The sequence below is a fragment of the Rossellomorea sp. YZS02 genome (assembly GCF_033963925.1).
GTDB lineage: Bacteria > Bacillota > Bacilli > Bacillales > Bacillaceae_B > Rossellomorea.
In genome coordinates this window covers 111,303-130,224 of record NZ_JAXBLY010000009.1, presented here as the reverse complement: position 1 = coordinate 130,224, position 18,922 = coordinate 111,303, and the positions used below count along the sequence as shown (strand labels likewise).

16 protein-coding genes and 1 pseudogene are annotated in these 18,922 nt (G+C 41.1%); 5 read left to right on the top strand and 12 right to left on the bottom strand.

Annotated features, from left to right (window positions below):
• Window positions 1-103: 103 nt before the first annotated feature.
• The 7 genes from hydA to SLH55_RS10970 all read right to left on the bottom strand — a co-directional run bounded on the left by hydA (window position 104) and on the right by SLH55_RS10970 (window position 10,067).
• Entirely contained in the window at window positions 104-1,531 is a 1,428-nt protein-coding gene (gene hydA / locus SLH55_RS11000; protein WP_320323384.1) for a dihydropyrimidinase, read from the bottom strand.
• Window positions 1,532-1,547: 16 nt separating this feature from the next.
• The gene (gene preA, locus SLH55_RS10995) at window positions 1,548-2,834 is read right to left on the bottom strand and encodes an NAD-dependent dihydropyrimidine dehydrogenase subunit PreA (RefSeq protein ID WP_219168774.1); all 1,287 of its coding nucleotides are present in this window, start codon (window positions 2,832-2,834) and stop codon (window positions 1,548-1,550) included.
• Between the two features lie 24 nt (window positions 2,835-2,858).
• The gene (locus SLH55_RS10990) at window positions 2,859-4,214 is read right to left on the bottom strand and encodes an NAD(P)-dependent oxidoreductase (protein ID WP_320323383.1); all 1,356 of its coding nucleotides are present in this window, start codon (window positions 4,212-4,214) and stop codon (window positions 2,859-2,861) included.
• Between the two features lie 72 nt (window positions 4,215-4,286).
• Window positions 4,287-5,177 (bottom strand): nitrilase-related carbon-nitrogen hydrolase, encoded by an 891-nt coding sequence (locus tag SLH55_RS10985; RefSeq protein ID WP_219168776.1) that lies wholly within the window; start codon window positions 5,175-5,177, stop codon window positions 4,287-4,289.
• Between the two features lie 424 nt (window positions 5,178-5,601).
• Window positions 5,602-7,050: a carbon starvation protein A gene (locus SLH55_RS10980; protein WP_219168777.1), complete on the bottom strand. Its 1,449-nt coding sequence runs from the start codon at window positions 7,048-7,050 to the stop codon at window positions 5,602-5,604.
• Between the two features lie 230 nt (window positions 7,051-7,280).
• Window positions 7,281-7,886, bottom strand: a complete 606-nt coding sequence (locus SLH55_RS10975; RefSeq protein WP_320323382.1) for an ankyrin repeat domain-containing protein — start codon at window positions 7,884-7,886, stop codon at window positions 7,281-7,283.
• A gap of 12 nt (window positions 7,887-7,898) precedes the next feature.
• Window positions 7,899-10,067, bottom strand: a complete 2,169-nt coding sequence (locus tag SLH55_RS10970) for a DNA topoisomerase III (RefSeq protein WP_320323381.1) — start codon at window positions 10,065-10,067, stop codon at window positions 7,899-7,901.
• A gap of 149 nt (window positions 10,068-10,216) precedes the next feature.
• Here SLH55_RS10970 and SLH55_RS10965 point away from each other — a divergent pair, with 149 nt between their 5' ends.
• Window positions 10,217-11,206 carry a YeiH family protein gene (locus SLH55_RS10965; RefSeq protein ID WP_219168780.1) on the top strand — a complete coding sequence of 330 codons (990 nt, stop codon included), beginning with the start codon at window positions 10,217-10,219 and terminating at the stop codon, window positions 11,204-11,206.
• Between the two features lie 150 nt (window positions 11,207-11,356).
• Here SLH55_RS10965 and SLH55_RS10960 read toward each other — a convergent pair whose 3' ends face one another.
• Window positions 11,357-11,893, bottom strand: coding sequence for an outer spore coat protein CotE (locus SLH55_RS10960; RefSeq protein WP_320323402.1), 537 nt, complete (start codon window positions 11,891-11,893; stop codon window positions 11,357-11,359).
• A 211-nt stretch (window positions 11,894-12,104) separates the two neighbouring features.
• Between SLH55_RS10960 and SLH55_RS10955 the strand changes: the two are divergent.
• Window positions 12,105-12,260 (top strand): annotated as a pseudogene (locus tag SLH55_RS10955) (hypothetical protein); the annotation flags it as partial.
• 73 nt (window positions 12,261-12,333) lie between these two features.
• Here the strand turns inward: SLH55_RS10955 and SLH55_RS10950 are convergent.
• Together SLH55_RS10950 and miaB are read right to left on the bottom strand one after the other, a co-directional pair.
• Window positions 12,334-12,765, bottom strand: coding sequence for a RicAFT regulatory complex protein RicA family protein (locus tag SLH55_RS10950; protein WP_098351694.1), 432 nt, complete (start codon window positions 12,763-12,765; stop codon window positions 12,334-12,336).
• Window position 12,766: 1 nt separating this feature from the next.
• Window positions 12,767-14,332 carry a tRNA (N6-isopentenyl adenosine(37)-C2)-methylthiotransferase MiaB gene (miaB, locus tag SLH55_RS10945; protein WP_219168781.1) on the bottom strand — a complete coding sequence of 522 codons (1,566 nt, stop codon included), beginning with the start codon at window positions 14,330-14,332 and terminating at the stop codon, window positions 12,767-12,769.
• Window positions 14,333-14,707: 375 nt separating this feature from the next.
• Between miaB and SLH55_RS10940 the strand changes: the two genes are divergently transcribed.
• Window positions 14,708-15,280 (top strand): CotY/CotZ family spore coat protein, encoded by a 573-nt coding sequence (locus SLH55_RS10940; protein WP_219168782.1) that lies wholly within the window; start codon window positions 14,708-14,710, stop codon window positions 15,278-15,280.
• 45 nt (window positions 15,281-15,325) lie between these two features.
• Here SLH55_RS10940 and SLH55_RS10935 read toward each other — a convergent pair whose 3' ends face one another.
• Both SLH55_RS10935 and SLH55_RS10930 read right to left on the bottom strand, forming a co-directional pair.
• A complete protein-coding gene (locus SLH55_RS10935; protein WP_219168783.1) occupies window positions 15,326-15,712 on the bottom strand; it encodes a hypothetical protein in 387 nt (128 codons plus the stop codon).
• Between the two features lie 12 nt (window positions 15,713-15,724).
• Entirely contained in the window at window positions 15,725-16,906 is a 1,182-nt protein-coding gene (locus SLH55_RS10930; RefSeq protein WP_219168784.1) for a ParM/StbA family protein, read from the bottom strand.
• A 235-nt stretch (window positions 16,907-17,141) separates the two neighbouring features.
• Between SLH55_RS10930 and SLH55_RS10925 the strand changes: the two genes are divergently transcribed.
• Both SLH55_RS10925 and SLH55_RS10920 read left to right on the top strand, forming a co-directional pair.
• The gene (locus SLH55_RS10925) at window positions 17,142-17,909 is read left to right on the top strand and encodes a CsxC family protein (RefSeq protein WP_219168785.1); all 768 of its coding nucleotides are present in this window, start codon (window positions 17,142-17,144) and stop codon (window positions 17,907-17,909) included.
• Between the two features lie 188 nt (window positions 17,910-18,097).
• A complete protein-coding gene (locus tag SLH55_RS10920; RefSeq protein ID WP_219168786.1) occupies window positions 18,098-18,853 on the top strand; it encodes a CsxC family protein in 756 nt (251 codons plus the stop codon).
• Window positions 18,854-18,922: the final 69 nt, after the last annotated feature.

The following is an 18,922-nucleotide window of genomic DNA, read 5'->3' as shown; positions in this document are numbered from 1 at the left end:
TCTTTATACAAGAGTGGCAAGCTGATGGAGGTATTGGACTTCCTTCCAATCAGCTCACAGGAGTAGTTCTACATTTAAGTTGGATGTGTTAAGAAATGCATGATCAGGACTTGGAGGATTGTAGTGCTTCACTCTCTTCGTTTGAAAGAAGCTTACCGTATTTCGCTCTCTTAATGTAGTTTCCAGAACCCAATTTCCCTACGAATTGTTTATCTTTTATGACATATTTACCTCTAGATAAAACAGAAACCGGTTCACCTTTCACCTTCATGCCTTCAAATGGGTTATAATCAGCGGCCATATGATGGGTCTCGGCAGAAATGACTCTTTCGGCATCAGGATCAAAGATGACGATATCGGCATCAGAACCTACGGCAACTGTCCCCTTCTGCGGATACAAGCCAAATAACTTTGCGCTCCTTGTAGACATGATATCCACAAATTGGTTCAAGCTTATTCGCCCTTTCTCAACTCCTTCTGAGAATAATATGGAAACACGGTCCTCAATGATAGGTCCGCCATTCGGAATTTTAGTGAAATCTTCTTTCCCAAGATCCTTCTGGCCCTGGAAATCAAATGAGCATTGATCAGAGCCCAATGTCTGGAGCTGCCCGCTTTTCAATGCATTCCACAGAACATCTTGATGCCATTTCTCCCTTAGTGGAGGCGACCAAACGTATTTGGCCCCTTCAAAGTTCGGGCGTTCTAAATAGGTTTGATCAAGGACCAGGTACTGAGGGCACGTTTCCCCCCATACATTCAAACCCTTGCTTCTTGCAGCTGAAATCTGTTCAACTGCTTCAGAGCATGAAACATGAACGACATATAATTGGGAATCCGCTAATCCTGTTAATTTAGCTGCACGGCCAGTGGCTTCCCCTTCTAATTCGGGAGGTCTCGTCAGTGCATGGTAGATAGGCTCGGTCTTGCCTTCTTCTAAAGCTTTTTCGGTTAAATACTCGATGACATCGCCATTTTCAGCATGTACCATGACAAGGGCACCCAGTTCGCGGGCAGCAATCAATGTTCTAAATAGCGTTTCATCGTCTGCCTGGAATACATTTTTATAAGCCATAAATACTTTGAATGATGTGATTCCTTCCTGCTCCATGACTTCTGGCAGCTGAGAGAGGACTTCCTGATTAATTTCCCCGATCATCAAATGGAAGCTGTAATCGATTACAGCTTTATCTTTTGATTTGGCATGCCAAGTATCAATGGCATTTTGAAGCGGTTCTCCCTTATTGGTTAAGCAGAAATCAATCAGTGTGGTCGTCCCTCCGAATGCAGCCGCAATCGTTCCACTCTCAAAGTCATCTTTTGAAACCGTTCCTCCGAACGGCATCTCAAGATGGGTATGTGGATCAATCCCACCAGGGAAGATATATTTCCCACTGGCATCAATCACTTCTGCTTTGTCTGTTTCAAATCCTTTGCCGATTGCTGCAATCTTTCCGTCCTGAATGAGGACATCGGCTTTATACGTGTCTGTTGCTGTTACGATTGTTCCATTTTGAATGATTTTATCCATTACAATACCTCCTGATTTATTTCACTGCATTCATTTTGGATCCTGATAGATTACTCATCACAGCCTGACGATCATTCCAGGTCATCGGCATTTGGCCGCTCGGAACTTCTATCATATCGATGGCACCGTCAACCGGGCAGACAATCGAGCATAAATTACATCCGACGCAATCCTCTTCCCTAACTTTCAAGATGCTATTTCCGCTGGGGTCCTTTAGCATGTCGATACATTGGTGAGAAGTATCTTCACATGCAATGTGGCACTTATTACAATTGATGCAAACATCGTTATTGATTTTGGCCACAACACTATAGTTAAGGTCAAGGTTACCCCAATCGGAAAATCTAGGAACGGATTTACCGACGATTTCCTGCACGGATGATATGCCTTTTTCATCAAGGTAATTATTCAAACCATCGAGCATATCCTCCACGATCCTGAAACCGTGATGCATGGCGGCCGTACACACCTGTACTCCCGATGCACCCATTAACATGAATTCGACTGCATCCTGCCAGTTTGACACTCCACCCATTCCTGAAATCGGGACATTGATTCTCGGATTCCTTGCACACTCCGCCACCATATTCAGGGAGATTGGCTTGACCGCGGGTCCACAATAACCTCCGTGTGCCCCTTTTCCAGCAACGTGAGGGATGGTATTCCATGAATCAAGATCAACTCCGGCAAGACTATTGATGGTGTTGATCATGCTTACAGCGTCTGCTCCCCCTCGTACAGCAGCCTCAGCTGTCACGGTAATATCCGTAATATTTGGGGTCAACTTTACAATGACAGGGGTCTTTGCCACTTCCTTGGCCCAATGGGTTTGTTTCTCAACAAGCTCTGGTACCTGACCGGAAGCAGAGCCCATACCCCGTTCAGCCATCCCATGGGGGCAACCGAAATTAAGTTCTAACCCGTCAACCCCAACATCTTCTACCTTCTTTACAATTTCATGCCACTTCTCCTGTTTCGGTTCAACCATTAATGAAGCAATGATGGCGTGATTCGGAAACCTCTTCTTCGTCTCATATATTTCTTTCAGATTCACTTCAAGTGGGCGATCGGTAATAAGTTCGATATTATTGAATCCCGCCACCCTTTGGCCATTAAAGCTAACAGCTGCAAAGCGTGAAGAAACGTTTATGATAGGTTCGCCTAATGTCTTCCAGACCGCTCCTCCCCAACCTGCCTCGAAAGCCCTTTGAACTTGATAACCCGAATTGGTTGGTGGTGCAGATGCCAGCCAAAAAGGATTTGGTGATTTGATTCCAGCTAAATCGATGTTTAAGTTTGCCATGAAAATCCCCCCTCTAATACACTCTTAATTCACTTTGACAGCTGTACATTTCTCATGTAAATGATAGGCTGCCTGTTTTCCTTGTTCAGCTGCCGTAACGACCATGGCCTCTCCTACACCTTTTCCAAATACAATATCCCCACAGGCAAAAATCCTTGGATTTGACGTTTGGAAGGTTTCACGGTCAACCTTAACGACACCATCTGAGTGTTCTAACCCGAATTGTTCTATCAAATTCAAATGTCTTGTTTGGCCGATCGCCTTGATGACGACATCAACAGGTAAAGTAAATTCTGAGCCCCTGACTGGAATCGGGCGTCTTCTTCCATCCCTTCCTGCTTGACCAAGCTCCATTTTGATGCATTCAATCCCGGTAACATCACCGGCTTCATTTCCGATGATTCTTTGAGGAGCCGTCAGCCAGCGGAATTCAACTCCATCCTGCTTGGCAAATTCATATTCAAAATCATAAGCTGTCATTTCTTCTTTTGTTCGTCGGTATAGGATTTTTACATTCTCCGCTCCTAACCGCACTGAACAAGTCGCTCCGTCAATGGCGGTGTTCCCTGCACCGATGACGACTACTTTTTTACCCACATAATTGTGATTCAAGCTGCCACTTTTGGTTTCCTTCACAAATTCAATGGCATCATGCACACCATGCAGGTCTTCTCCTTGAATTTTCAAATCCGGGACAGCGGACATTCCGGCAGCAAGAATGACAAAGTCATGTCTTGAGGTAATATCTTCAGCGGAAATATCTTGACCTACCTTTACATTCGTCCGGATATCAACATTCAATTTCTTTACTTGCTCCACTTCCCAGTAGGATATACTTTGAGGAAGGCGGAAGGAAACGATGCCATAGGTATTTAACCCACCTGCCTCTTTTTCAGCCTCATAAATGGTGACTGCATATCCAAATCGGGCAAGCTCTCTTGCAGCTGAAAGGCCGGCTGGCCCCCCTCCGATAATCCCCACACTCTTCCCATTTCCTTCTCCTGCTTCGAATAGAACCGTCTCATTATGCCTTGCCCAATCTGTTGCATACCTCTGTAAGTCCCCAATCATGATCGGCTTTGTGGAATGGTTCAATACACAAGCCCCTTCACAAAGCTCCTCTGTTGGACAGACCCTGGAGCAGCTGGCCCCGACAGGATTGGCAGACATGATTGTCTTTGCGGACCCCTTTAAGTTCCCCGAAGCGATTTTTTTAATAAATGATGGTATATCGATACCAGTGGGACAGGCTTGAATGCACGGCGCATCGTAGCAATACAAACAACGATTCGCCTCTTCCACTGCCTCTCTGCCCGATAAGCCCTCATGAGCTTCAAGAAAATTCTTCTCGAGATTGAGTAACGAAGGTGTACTGGACATATTGACTTCCCCCTCTTCATTTCATAGAGATAAAAACTTGATTATGTTCTAACGATGCATAACTTCATGATATTAAGGCAGTAAAGCAGTCATATCATTATAGGTTTCCGGCCTGCGGTCACGGTAGAACTGCCATGTATCCCGTACTTCCCTTAATAATTTTTTATTCATCTCTCCTATGACCACCTCATCCTGGTCCCTGCTTCCAACTGAAACAAAGCCTCCTCTTGGATCGACCAGATACGATTGGCCATAAAATTCACCCATATTCCAGGGACCTTCATACCCCACTCGATTGATGGCTCCTAAATAGTAACCGTTTGCCACTGCATGAGCAGGCTGTTCAAGTTTCCATAAATATTCTGAAAGGCCGGCTACAGTCGCAGATGGATTGAACACGATTTCCGCACCTTTCAACCCCAGTAACCGTGCTCCTTCAGGAAAATGTCTGTCATAACAAATATAGACCCCTACTTTCGCATAAGCCGTATCAAATACCGGATACCCAAGGTTTCCTGGTTTGAAATAATATTTCTCCCAGAATCCGTATCCTTCTTCCCCGACTCCCACGTGGGGAATATGTTGCTTTCTGTACTTCCCAAGGTACGATCCATCTGCATCGATGACTGCTGCCGTATTATAATAAGTGGCGATACCTTCCCGTTCATATATAGGCAGGACGATTACGACACTGAGTTCTTTGGCTAATTCCTGAAATTGTTTTGTAGTAGGACCATTTGGGATTTCTTCAGCAGAATCATACCATTTGGGATTTTGTTCGGAGCAAAAGTAGGGACCATAGAAAATTTCCTGCAGGCATATTATTTGAGCACCTTTTTTCGCTGCATCCCTCACCAAGGATATATGTTTTTTAATTGCCTGCTCCTTATGGGTTTCAACCGCCTCACTTCCATCCACATCATGAGAAGCCTGAATCAGGCCAATCGTTACCAAATCCGACATTACATTTCCCCCTATACGTTTAGATTATATAAAAATAGTAAGCGCTTTCATTATTTTTTGTTGCATGAACTTACACTTACTAGATTTCATCCAATAATTAATTTCTGAATTTTTATTATTTTCACTTTATTTTAACTCGTACCGATTCTTATTGCACTAAACATTTTGTAAAATGAACGTCCTTCATCATTTGTCACTATGTATATTCTTTTTTTAAAAAGTCTTCTTGTCCGTTTCTCATAAAGTACCATACTCACGTTGCGAATTTTGTAGAATAATTTAATTAAATATTAAAAATATTCAGTTTTTATTCGACAAAATTCTTAGCATCCCCCTCTTCCCCTTGATCGGTACCATTCCAGCGGAGAAATTTCAATCATAAAAAAACAGCCTAATCTATCGAAAAGGCTGTTTTTTGTCGAAGTTATGAATTTACAGATCTCATTTTCAGTGATTGGTGCCTTACTGGTCTGTATCTTTTTACTTGTATAATAAACCAAGTCAAAACAGCTAACCATATGATCGATCCAAGCATCATCGAAGTGGAATAGGAAAGCCCAAACCCCTCTGGGGCATAAAAAATGTAGGTGCTCACCACCCCTGTCATAAATAAAGCTGGCACACTGCATATCCAGTGAAATTTTGCTTTTTGCAATAAATAAATGGCTGCCGTCCATAACATGACTGTCGCAACTACCTGGTTCGACCAGCCGACATATCTCCATAGAAAGGTATAATCGATTTGAGTCAAGAGGAATGTAGGTACTGCGACTGGCACAACCAATAGTATCGGCAACCACTTTCCTTCTACATCCTTCTTTGTTAGGTCAGTTAATAAATCAGCAAGCATCATCCGGGAGGATCTGAGTGCAGTATCCCCCGTTGTCACAGGCAGAATGATAACACCAAGGATCGCCAGTATTCCACCGAGCGTCCCCAATGTCGTTTTACTTATCTCATTGACTACACCTGCGGGTCCTCCCGAAGCAAGTGCTTCTTGAAGACCGCCTGTTCCATTGAAGAATGCCATACCCGCTGCAGCCCAAATCAAAGCGATGATTCCTTCAGCAACCATGGCCCCATAAAATACTTTTCGTCCTTCGCTCTCTCTTTTAAGCGTCCTTGCCAAAATAGGGCTTTGTGTGGAATGGAATCCCGAAATGGCACCGCAGGAAACTGTAACCATCAAAAGTGGCCACAAAGGCAGTTCAGCAGGATGCATGTTTTTAAATGATAAATTCGGTATCGGATGTTCAAAGAAGAATAAACCGATTCCGATTGCTACCGCCATAAAAATTAAAATTGCTCCAAAAACCGGATAAATCCTGCCGATGATTTTATTGATCGGTAATACTGTTGCAATCAGAAAATATGTAAAGATCAGGACCAGGCATGTCATAAAATTAAGCGGTGTCACTTCTGCCATAAGTTGTGCGGGTCCGGAAGTGAAGGCAGCCGCTACTAGAATCATTAATACGATTGATAGAATATTCATGAGAGATTGGAGAGACTTCCCTAAATATTTCCCTACAATGAAAGGAAACTGTGCCCCATTATGTCTAAGAGAAAGCATCCCGGAGAAATAATCATGAACAGCACCTGCGAACAATGTACCGATGACAATCCATATAAAGGCTACAGGACCATACAATGCCCCTAGTATTGCCCCGAAGATCGGACCTAACCCCGCAATGTTCAAGAGTTGAACCAGGCTTGCTTTCCACCAGCTCATAGGCATATAATCCAAGCCGTCTTTTTTGGCAAATGCAGGTGTCACATTTGAATCATCAACACCGAAAATCTTTTCTACCACCTTTGAATAAATGAAATAGCCAACTACTAGAATACAGATGGATGCAAGAAATGTGAGCATCACGATGTCCTCCCTTCACAATTGAAATTAACGTTTATTTTAATACGGAAAACGACAAATAACAACAGAATTTTCTAAAAACATTATTTTTTCAGAATAAACCAATAAAAGATCATTTCATGAAAATCGATTAAACCAATAATGAATACGCATACATTATGTTGAAAAATTTTTATAATATAATCAAAAACGCATCCCCCTCCAGGAATGCGCCGCAACTCCATAAACTGTTATAACTTCCTTCTTCTAAATTCTTCATGAGCCTTCAAAAATTCTTTATTATTTTTTTCAGTTGCAATCTCCAAGGGCGATTGAGTCTTTTCTGACTGCATGCATTGTTCTTCTCCATAAGCAAGAAGCATAGTCACAATCTCTGCACTCCCATCAAAAGCAGCAATATGTAAAGGCGTGTGCCCCGATGAATCGGGTTGATTTACATTCGCTCCCTGGTTAAGCAGAAACTCCACTAATTCTTTTGAAGCCTTACCTGCAATTCCGGCATGCAAAGCGGAGTTCGAAGGAATATAAGAAACGTTTGAATTGGATACGGAATTGATATCGGCTCCAAAATTAAGCAGGAGCTTAACAATTTCTATATGATCGAAATGCGCCGCCACCCCGAGGGCCGTTAAACCATGTTCATTATCCGCGTTACAAAGATTTGTATCATTTCTTAACATTTGTTCCACTTTCGTGTTATCGCCTCTTTCGATTGCCTCAAAAAACTCTTGAATTGTTATAGTTGTCATGAACTCACCTCTTTTTTTCATAATTACAAATATTCTACCAATTCCATCCAACAAAAGATAGGGATGACTGCCAAAATAGGCAGTCATCCCTATGAATCATTACTGATCTAAATTTAACTTAGCTAAAGCATCGGCCAAAGCAGTATTGACAGGCTCTTCTTTTTGCTGTGTTTTTAAATATTTATTAACATCCCGTTTTGTTGCTTTGCTATTCTTTTCTTTCTTTTTCCTATCGTTGAAGGTTGATAGTTTTTCTCTATGCCCACATACACAAGTGAACATTTGGCCTTCCCCTTCTCCCCTTAATTCCAGACGCTTATGGCAGTTCGGGCAGCGGGCATTGGTTTTCTTGCTAATATTCTTACGATGTCCACATTCACGATCTTGGCATACAAGTTTCTTTCCATGCTTATTGTTGATTTCAAGCATCAAATTTCCACAATCCGGGCATTTTGTGCCAGTAAGATTGTCGTGTGAGAATTTCTTAGTAGAATTCTTGATTTCACTGACGGACTTCTTCGTATAATCTTTGATTTCCTTCAGAAATTCCTGTTTTTTCAGAGATCCTTTAGCAATCTTTTCAAGCTTCTGCTCCCATTCTGCAGTCAAAGTCGGTGATCTTAGTTCATGAGGAGCCAGTTCCAATAACTGCTTTCCTTTAGAGGTGATAAAAATGTCTTTCCCTTTTGGCTCAATGACTCCGGAATTGAAGAGCTTTTCAATGATATCGGCTCTCGTTGCAACGGTACCAAGCCCCCCTGCCTCGTGGATTGTGGCGAGTAGGTCTTTATCAGTCTCTTTCATGAACTTTTTAGGGTTTTCCATAGCAGATAATAAGGTACCTTCATTAAATCTTCCTGGAGGATTTGTTTGACCTTCCGTCTCCTTAATAGAGAGGACAGCATAGACAGCCCCTTCTTCCATTTTTGAAAGCATTTGTTCGTTTTCAGAGTCAAAATCGTATACTTCTTTCCAACCGGGTTCAACGATTCTTTTCCCTTTTGTATGAAAAGACTCGGATCCTATCTTAGCTTCTACTGTCGTTTGTTCATACTGATAGGGAGGAAGGAAGACACTGATGAAGCGCTTTACGATCAAATCATAGATTTTCCTTTCCCTATCCTGTAACCGCTGTAAGGAAGGTGTTTCTTCCGTAGGGATAATGGCGTGATGGTCTGTCACCTTCTGATCATCCACATATGCTTTAGACAGTTGCACCTGCCCCTGTAATGCGACATGCGCCATCTTTCGATAAGGCTGTACATTTACAGCTCTTAATCTGTCCTTAAGGGTGCTCACCATGTCACTCGATAGGTGTCGACTGTCTGTCCTGGGGTAAGTCACCAACTTATGCTGCTCATATAACTTTTGCATAATGGAAAGGGTTTCTTTAGCTGAATAGCCGAAGAGTTTATGTGCATCTCTCTGCAATTCAGTCAAATCATAAAGGGATGGTGCGAAATTTTTCTTCAGTGTCTTCTTAACTGATTGAATGGTGATTTCTTTCTTTCCTTTAATTGATGACATGACTGAGGTCATTTCTTCTTTTGAAAACGTTCGTGTATCTTTATTCTTTCTGTTAGTCCATACGAAGGTTCCTTTTTCTGTTACCGCCTGTATTCCATAATAAGTCTGTGGCTTGAAATTCTTGATTTCTTCTTCCCGCTGAGCAATGATGCTTAGTGTTGGGGTTTGTACACGCCCACAGGATAATTGTGCGTTATGTTTGGTTGTAAGCGCTCTCGTTGCATTCATCCCTACATACCAATCAGCTTCGGATCTAGCCTGAGCTGCCGCATATAGGTTTTCGTATCTTTTTGCATCTTGGAGATTGCGGAAACCGTCCTTTATGGCTTTATCGGTGACAGAAGAAATCCATAATCGTTTTAACGGTTTGTTCACCCGGGCTTTCTCAATGATCCAGCGGGCAACTAGCTCACCTTCACGACCGGCATCTGTCGCAATGACGATTTCCTTTACATCCGAACGATTCATTTGTGCTTTTACTGTACTGTATTGCTTTCCTGTCTTCTTAATTACTACCAGATTGAGGGCTGGTGGAAGCATGGGTAAATCCTCAAGCTTCCATGATTTATAGCGATCATCATAGCTTTCAGGCTCTGCAAGGGTCACCAGGTGGCCAAGTGCCCATGTGACAATATAATCGTCCCCTTCCAGAAATCCATTTCCTTTTTTCGTGCATTGAAGTACTCTAGCGATATCTCTGCCGACAGAAGGTTTTTCTGCCAGGACTAAGATCTTTTTCATGTGAAAAATCCTTTCATTACTGGGTGTATATTTTCTATATCTTTTCTATTTTAACATACAATAAAAAGAGTAGTGCATATTGGTTCACGACTTCATGGAGAATGTACTATACTTAGAAATGTTGATTTTAATAAAGGAGCCATTGACTATTGCAGCAAGATACACGAAAAAGCTCCTTCCTTCCTCATGAGGCTTGGGGCATTATCATCATTTTATTAATCAGTATACTATCTAAAGGTCTTGGAACGCTTTTCCCACTGATCGGAAGCTTATTATTCGCAATCTTGATTGGAGCATTCCTCCAAAATACAATGAATCTCCCTGAGGATTTTAATCCGGGTATTCAGTTCACTTTAAAGATTCTATTAAAGGTAGCAATCGTTTTTCTTGGAGTTGGACTTAGTCTCTATGACATCTTCTATATTGGGCAAAAAGCACTTTGGGTAATCTTTTTCTCGGTTTCAATCGGGATTACCGCCACTTATTTTGTAGGTAAATGGATGGGGGTCGACAAACGATTGAGCCTGTTGATCGGTATCGGCACCAGTATATGCGGGGCCACGGCTATTTCAGCCGTAAAAGGGATCATTGGGGCAAAAGAAGATGAAACCGCTTATGCGCTTTCTACAGTCGTTTTCTTTAATCTTATTGCATTTGCCACCTACCCTGTCATCGGTCACCTGCTTCATATGTCAGATCTATCCTTTGGAATCTGGGCAGGTACAGCAGTCCATGACACGTCTTCTGCGGTTGCTGTAGGATATGCGTACGGAGATGATGCCGGGGAAGTTGCGACGACGGTCAAGCTAGCCAGGACATTATTTCTTATTCCGGTCATGTTTATTCTCCCTTTCATTATAAGGAAGAAACACACAGGTGAATCTCAGTACAAAAAGGTATTCCCATGGTTTGTGTTATTGTTCTTGGCTGTGTCCGTGCTGCACACATTTGAAATGATACCTTTCACGATCGAGACGGCTCTTCAGAATTCTTCCAAGTTTTTGATCATCATGGTCATGACAGCTGTAGGGCTTCAAGTGAGAGTGAATGATATCAAACGTTTAGGAATCAAACCCCTCCTGACGGGACTTATTGCTTCTTTTACTTGTGCCATCATCAGCATATTTCTCATTCTTTAACATAAAGAAAACCAATCATCACACGGTGATTGGTTTTCTTGAATAAAAAAAGAGCATCTGGACAGATGCCCGCTGTTTCTTTATCCATTCTGCGACGAATAAAATTAGCTAAGAAGGAAAACTAGGAAGAGGCCGTCTTCCTAGTTAACGTTATTCTTCGTCGCCTTCTAAGAAGTCTGGATCTAACTCTTCAAACTCTTCATCATCCAAGTCACAAACCCAGTCTTCATCGTCACAACCTTCTGGATTCACAAGGACACATACTTTTGTTTCTCCAATAACTTCCACTAGGAATTCTCGTTCGACGTGAACGATGATTTTGTTACCGTTTGGTGAAATTACCGCTTCGCAGCAATTAGGCTGTTGTAGTACTCGAGCACATACTTCAATATCATCTAAGCAGTCGGGGTCACGGTATTTAAGTTTGATGCAGTCTGTATATTCTACTCTTTCAGTGACAACGGAAGTTTTTGTGTTGTCGCTGTGGGAGTACCATACGTTGATATCGTAAGAACCGTGAACTTCTACCTTCTTGCCTACTTTGTGTGCTTCATACTGATGATTAATGATCCAGCAGCCTAAAATGCTCGATGGATTATGCGGCGGGCAAATCGTATGATGAGACTGTGTAAATTTGCGTCCCTTCGCTACGACCGCTTTAGTGATAATCTCTCTATATTCTGCCATTCGAGCGAACCTCCTCATTCATTTTCAATTCATCTTATGCGACTAACTAGGTGTTTGTGCGAGTAAATTTAATTCCGTAATGGGATTGTTGCGAGATAATGTATTGTATGCGAATACCCATTGAAGGTTCCGGAATGCACTTCACGCTGACATTGAAATAATGGTAAACTTAGAAAGAATTCAAGTTCATATTAATGAGGAGGAAGCAAATATGGCAAAAAGTAAAGCAAAGAAGAAAAGAGACCATCAATTACGGAATACAGGTCGTGACGTATCGATTCACCGGGGTACTACTCCTGATTTTTCGACCATGATGAGGAGAACGAAAACCAAAAAAGAATCATTGCTAAAAGAACAGACAAAACACAAAAAACGACCTTTGCCAGGAAATGATATCCCTTTAAGCAAAGATCGTTTTTTTATTGGTTTTTATTTTTCAGTTAAGAACAGCTTCCAGGTGTTGAGTTTTTCACATGAGAACCCGTTTCACCGCGGAGTAGGTCTCCCCCGGTGGTTTCAATAATGTGATCGGTCACATTATTAGAGATAACCGAAGCAACGATTTGAAGTAAATCATTCACATCTGTTTGTGACTCCTTAAATTGTTGGACAACCGGAATTTCATCGATTTCTTTTTCAAGATTTTCTATTTTTGCTTCCACCATTTTTAGTGCTTCAATTTTTCCGTAGTGCTGGAAGTTAACGGCCTGTTTTTGTAAACTCTTGATACTGGCGATCATTTCACGGACTTTCTGATTTTCATGGATCTGTGCTTCAGCCCGTTTAAAGAAATCCACTTCCTCTGTTTCAGCAATCATGGTTGCAAGCTCCTCAGCCCGCTTCATAATATCGTCTTTTGTATACTTTGCCATATTATTTCACCTCTACCGCTTCCTGAAATTCTGTTCCAATTTGACCTTCTTCAACCATTTCCCCATCCAATGACCAGGACTTGGCATCAGTGATCTTTACTTTCACTATCTTCCCAATGGCTGTTTTAGGAGCCTTGAAGTTTACAAGTTTACTCCGTCTGGTATAGCCAGCCAAAATCTCGGGGTTCTTCTTGCTTTCTCCATCCACAAGCACCTCTACGATTTGACCCGTATAGTTCTTCATCGCCTCAGCAGAGTATTCCTTCACGACGGCATTCAAACGTTGAAGTCGTTCTTTTTTCACTTCCATCGGCACGTTGTCATTCATTTTTGCTGCAGGTGTGCCTTCACGCGGAGAGTAAATGTATGTGAATGCCGATTCAAATCCGACTTCCCTGTATAACGAAAGGGTTTCTTCGAATTGCTCATCTGTCTCATTAGGATATCCAACAATGATGTCTGTTGTAAGAGCTACATCCGGCATGGCGGCTTTTATTTTCCTCACTAATTCTAAGAATTGTTCGCGGGAATATTTTCGTGCCATGATTTTGAGAACATCTGTTGAACCTGATTGTACCGGTAAGTGAATATGCTCAACGAGATTTCCTTTCTTGGCAAGTACTTCAATTAAATGATCATCGAAATCCCTTGGATGACTTGTCGTAAATCTGATTCGCGGAATGTCTACTTTTCGAAGGTCATCCATCAGATCGCCCAGACCATATTCAATGTCTTCGATATCTTTCCCGTAGGCGTTAACATTTTGACCCAGGAGAGTGATTTCTTGATATCCTTGTGCAGCAAGGTGCCTTACTTCCTGAATGATCTCTTCAGGTCGACGGCTTCTCTCTTTCCCTCGTGTATACGGAACGATACAATACGTACAGAACTTATCACAGCCGTACATAATGTTGACCCAAGCTTTGATGTTGCCACGGCGTACCTTTGGAAGGTTCTCAATGACGTCACCTTCTTTAGACCAAACCTCTACGACCATTGCTTTGGACATATAAGCATCAGAAAGGATTTTAGGAAGGCGATGGATATTATGAGTTCCAAAGATCATGTCCACCTGTTGATAGGTTTTCAAAATTTTATTTACGACCGATTCTTCCTGGGACATACATCCGCAGACGCCGATCAACAGCTCCGGCTTTTCCCTTTTTAAATGTTTCAGATGCCCCAATTCCCCGAACACCTTATTTTCTGCATTTTCACGGATGGCACATGTATTTAATAGGATGACATCTGCATCGTCTGTCGAATTTGTCGCTTCATAACCAAGAGCCATGAAAATCCCGGCCATCACTTCAGTATCATGTTCATTCATCTGACAACCATAGGTCCGGATGTAGAATTTCTTTCCTTCTCCAAGTCCTCTATATAGGTCATCGATTGTAAAGTCATTATGATATTTGATTTCTTCTTTCCCACGCTTCTTTGCATCTTTTAAGGAAGGTGGGATATAGACACTCTCAAAGTACTTGCTGTAATCTTTATCAGATTTTTGGTCCGTTGGAGATACAGACTTCACTTGTTGTCCATGTTTCCGCTGCTCTTCGTTCATGAAAAATCCCCTTTCTACCTCTATAACCAAACCGTTTTCTTCTATATATAAAGCCGGCCGAATTAACAGGATATACATTGTTGCACATTACTATAGTATAAAGGTTTTCAACCTTACATACAATAGAGGCGCTTAAGTGTTGAAAAATGTTTCATTCCTATTTTAGCTAGTAAATCAGCTGTCCTTTGATAGTTTCTCTACATATCCATTCTTTTTCAAACAAACTGGTAAACATCTTCATCTGCCCTTTGAGGTTAAACAATGAGCGATTTTGTACCGTAAGTCTATTTTTATCGTTTTAGGCTAGAGGCTCAATCGAATATTCCTTTATGGACGTATGATAAATAGTAGTAAATTGTAAAGGAGTGTAAAAAAATGAGTTATAGTCAAAATTCAAAGACCCAGGACACATATTTCCATGAGGAATATTCAAACCATAAATGCCGGGAATCTCATTCCAAGCATTATGATCATTGCGTCAAAGACGTATTAGAAGCCATCCTTGAAGCTCAGAAGAAAGTAAAGAAAGACCACAGCTGCGAGACATCCTGTAAAAAGTCCATTGAGGATTTGCTATGTGAAAAAAAGAAACACAAAAAGAATACCATCCCCTTTATTTTATATTGTGGATGCGAGCCATTTAAAGGCACTGGTGTCACAACCTATCATTGTCATTCAAAAAAGAATAAAACATTCAAATGTATTGAAACCTATGTCTTCAAAATAATAGACCTGGATCACAAATGTGCGACCCTTGAATTATTAACATTTAAATCGGACCATAAGGGTGATTCTCACTCTCATCATGATCATAAGTGTGGACTCTCTTCTCCTTGTAAACAGATAGACCACAAAAGTGTGGAGGACTTGATGGAAACCGGAATATGTATCACTGTAGACTTGTCTTGTTTCTGTGCTATTACCTGCCTGCCCGCCGTCCATTTATAAAAATCCACACATAAAAAAAGGTGAACGAAAATCGTTCACCTTTTTTCATCCTCCAAACGCCTCAAGCAAATCGTCGATTTCTTTTAATCCTACGGTTGTAGGATCCTGTTCTTTTCGACTCACGATGGTACATTCGTTTGAGCTCTTAGAGGAATCATATCCATTTTGAAGAAGAAGTCTTTTTAAACTTGATAATTCTTCAAGTATGGCATGATCTGATGCCACATTACCTTGAACAGTTTTAGAGTGATGTAAGTAATCATGCAAAGCAGAAAAAATAAAATGACTCAACGTATTGTTTTTAGAATGATAAGCGATTTGATCCTGTATCTTTGAAGTGATGGCTTCTGTTTCCCCAGTTTTTACATTGATGAAACTCTCTGGGATCGTTAGAATCGTTTCTTGAAAGTAATCTGAGTATTTCCTAGGCATTTCCATCACCCTTTAGCTCTTTGTATATTCAATTTGTGCAGGATTGTTTTTTAATTGATTTAATTTTGCAAGAATCATAAGACCCGACACATTTAACTTTTCCATATTGGAAGGGAAAAATAATTCTATTGGGCGTCCTCTTTCTGCCCATTTCACTGCCGCTTCCCTTATATGAGATTCGGCTATTTTAGCGGCTCCACCTACGGCAATGTATTTGACAGCCCCTTTGATTTCATTTGAGCTATTTCTGACCCGGTCGAAATGCTCCAGATATTTAATCGCCAATGATTTTAACTGTGGAATGATATATTTGCTTATATCCTTTTTCACACCTGCGAATGGTTCTACATACCACTCGGATTGACCGGCCACCAGCTTTTCCTCAAGTTCAGATCTTGAATCGAACTTGTATAACTCATACTTACTGACCTTTTGTATGATATGATCTAAAAACTGGTTAATCCCAAATGGCTCACCCTCAATGGATGCCACTGGCTTATTGTTTTTGATCCCCACAAAATCGACTGAGTCTCCCCCAAGATCACCAATGAGGATTCCTTTGGCAGAATCCTGTAAGAGAGATTCATCTTTCACTCCCAATGTCTCACTATCCCGGGTTAACGCCAGGTAGGCACAGGCTCCTTCAGCACCGATAATGGCATTTTTAATATGAAGTCTTACGACAATTTCTTTAGGAGCGATCATTCCTGGAACCTTATGGAGATACACGGTATGAGTCCCGATCAATCGGCTTTTCAATGTATCTTTCCGTTCTTTATATTGAGTAGTCGGCAATGAAACCGCCAATTGATCGATTTCAAAAGTGACATCAGTATCAGATTGATTGTTTATTACGGCATGATGGGCCAACAGTCCAAACAAGAGGGTATAAGTACGGTCTTCGTCTACTTTCTGATTATTAAACGAGGTTAAGCTCACATTACGCTGTCTCGCTGCTGCTTTACCGATATAAAAGGTATCTCTCTTCTCATACAACGCTGAACTGTTCACTTCGACAATTAAATTGTCTTCTAATAAAACATCCTCATCATCGTAAGGTTTCTCATAAAATTCCTCGTCAAATAAAGCAATTGCATTTGGCATGAAATACTCTGTTGTTTCACCTTTTATTGAAACAATCGCTTTATAAAAGCTGTTCCCTAAGTCCACCGCAACATAATTATGCCTATCCATTACATCCTCCTCCTTCCTTAAAGCCTATGCCGGGAAAGAAATCATCTGTGCACGTACCCAGTCATAAATTTTTCAGTCCTATATCGTAATGTGTAAAAAGAACGATTTCTACTAGGAGCTTTTTCTCTAGTAAATTTCCACTCTTATACTGATTCATTTAACCACTCTTAATAGATTCTTTCAGCATACTATAAAGTGTAGTTTAAATAATGTTTATTAAATAGGAGGAAAAAAAATGAGTGATTATAATAAGAATAGAAATTGTGTGAGCGTAGATAAGTCTGCTTCACTCGATCACTGCGACAACACAACAGTCGACCCCATTCTAACCCCGGCAGGTGAAAGAATTGTCCATGTTCCAGTAGATTTAGGAGTATATCGTGTATCTAGCAATCTTGAAGCACATATTAAATTCCCTGAGCCAGTGATGGAAATCAAAGATGTGAAAAAGAAAGTGGAAATTGTCCAGTGCCGATTAATGACGATTCCAACCAGCAATGGAGACTTCAGTGAAGATGGGACACAATTTCCCCTGTTATTATCAGGTTATGTACGTAAAAACATCCAATATGCTACACCATGTGGGGGATCTGGATTCGATGGATCCTGTGTATCTTCAGACATTAAATCCTTGACGGTCCGCGTCCCTTTTAAATGCATGACTACGATTACCCTTGAATCTCCAGTCCAACTCCCAAGAACGAATAACCGTCAGGAATTTGATTTCTTTAGAGCTCAAGAACTAGGGACAGGCTATCCTGAAAAGGATCAATATTTATCAAATGACATCTCCCAATTCCATCAATACTGCACGAATTACTATAATCAACTTCCATATTGCGAATTGCTTTCAAGCAGCATTCTAGAGTGGGATGAATCTACAGATCGTGTATCTGAAGGTCCAGTAGGTGAAGGATACTTTTACAATATGCTTGAAAAAATGTCCATCAACTTTACTGTAAAAGTATTACAAAAACAGCAAGTCCGTATTAACGCATTATAAGCAGTTGCCCAGTATCATCAGCACTCCCCCTACTGTATGAATACAGTAGGGGGAATGCTTTTTTTCACGTATCCCTAAGTGGTTGTAAATCATTCTTGATTCATTTGTCTTTTTACATATAGGCTCAGGCCCAAACAACAATTAATCTAAATCATAAGATGGCATTATCTTGCTTTAGGAGGCCCCTTATGTTTGATAACCATAATAAAATGTCTGATTGTCATGCAACGTCAAATATGCATGATTGTAAAAGCCAGTGTCACCATCCAAAAGTCAGTATTGGAAAAATCGTGACCAAAGTTCCTGTTGTATTGGCTGAACTGACACTACAGGTAAATGTAGATGCGACGATTACCTTTCCAGAAGCCGTTCTGGAAATTAAAGATATTAAAAAAACGATAAAATTAACCCAGTGCAGACTTCTACTTCCTTCTAATAAACTCTTTGTAAAAGGGTTTGTCCGAAAAAACATCCAATATGCAAGCCCTTGTAAAGAAATTGAAGAATCGTCCAACTTTTCGATCGCATCAGATCTTCACTCTTACACCGTAGATATACCCTTTCAATGTGTGACAGCCATTAAGCATTTCTTATCAATGCCTGTCATGCCAGAAGTAAATAATCGTCAGGAATTTGACTTCCTTATCTCGAAACCATTGCCGTCCGGGTATCCAGAAAAAGATGAATTACTAACACACGATTTATCTCAGTTCCATCAGGAAAGTCATCAATATTACAACGAAATTCCTTACTGTGAATTAGTTTCCAGTAAAATCATCGAGTGGGATGAAGCGATCGATCGCTGTCCCCTTCCTCATTCCGGTCCGATTGGAGAAGGCTACTTCCGCACAATTGAAGAAAAAATGGTCATAGACCTATGTGTTAAAGTCCTTCAGACCCAGCAAATCCGGGTAACCTCCACTACGAATGATGATTGCGACTGAAAATGACAATTCATTCATTACTGAGAGGAGGCAGCGGATTGAGTGTAATCCTAAAGCGCACCAATCCCC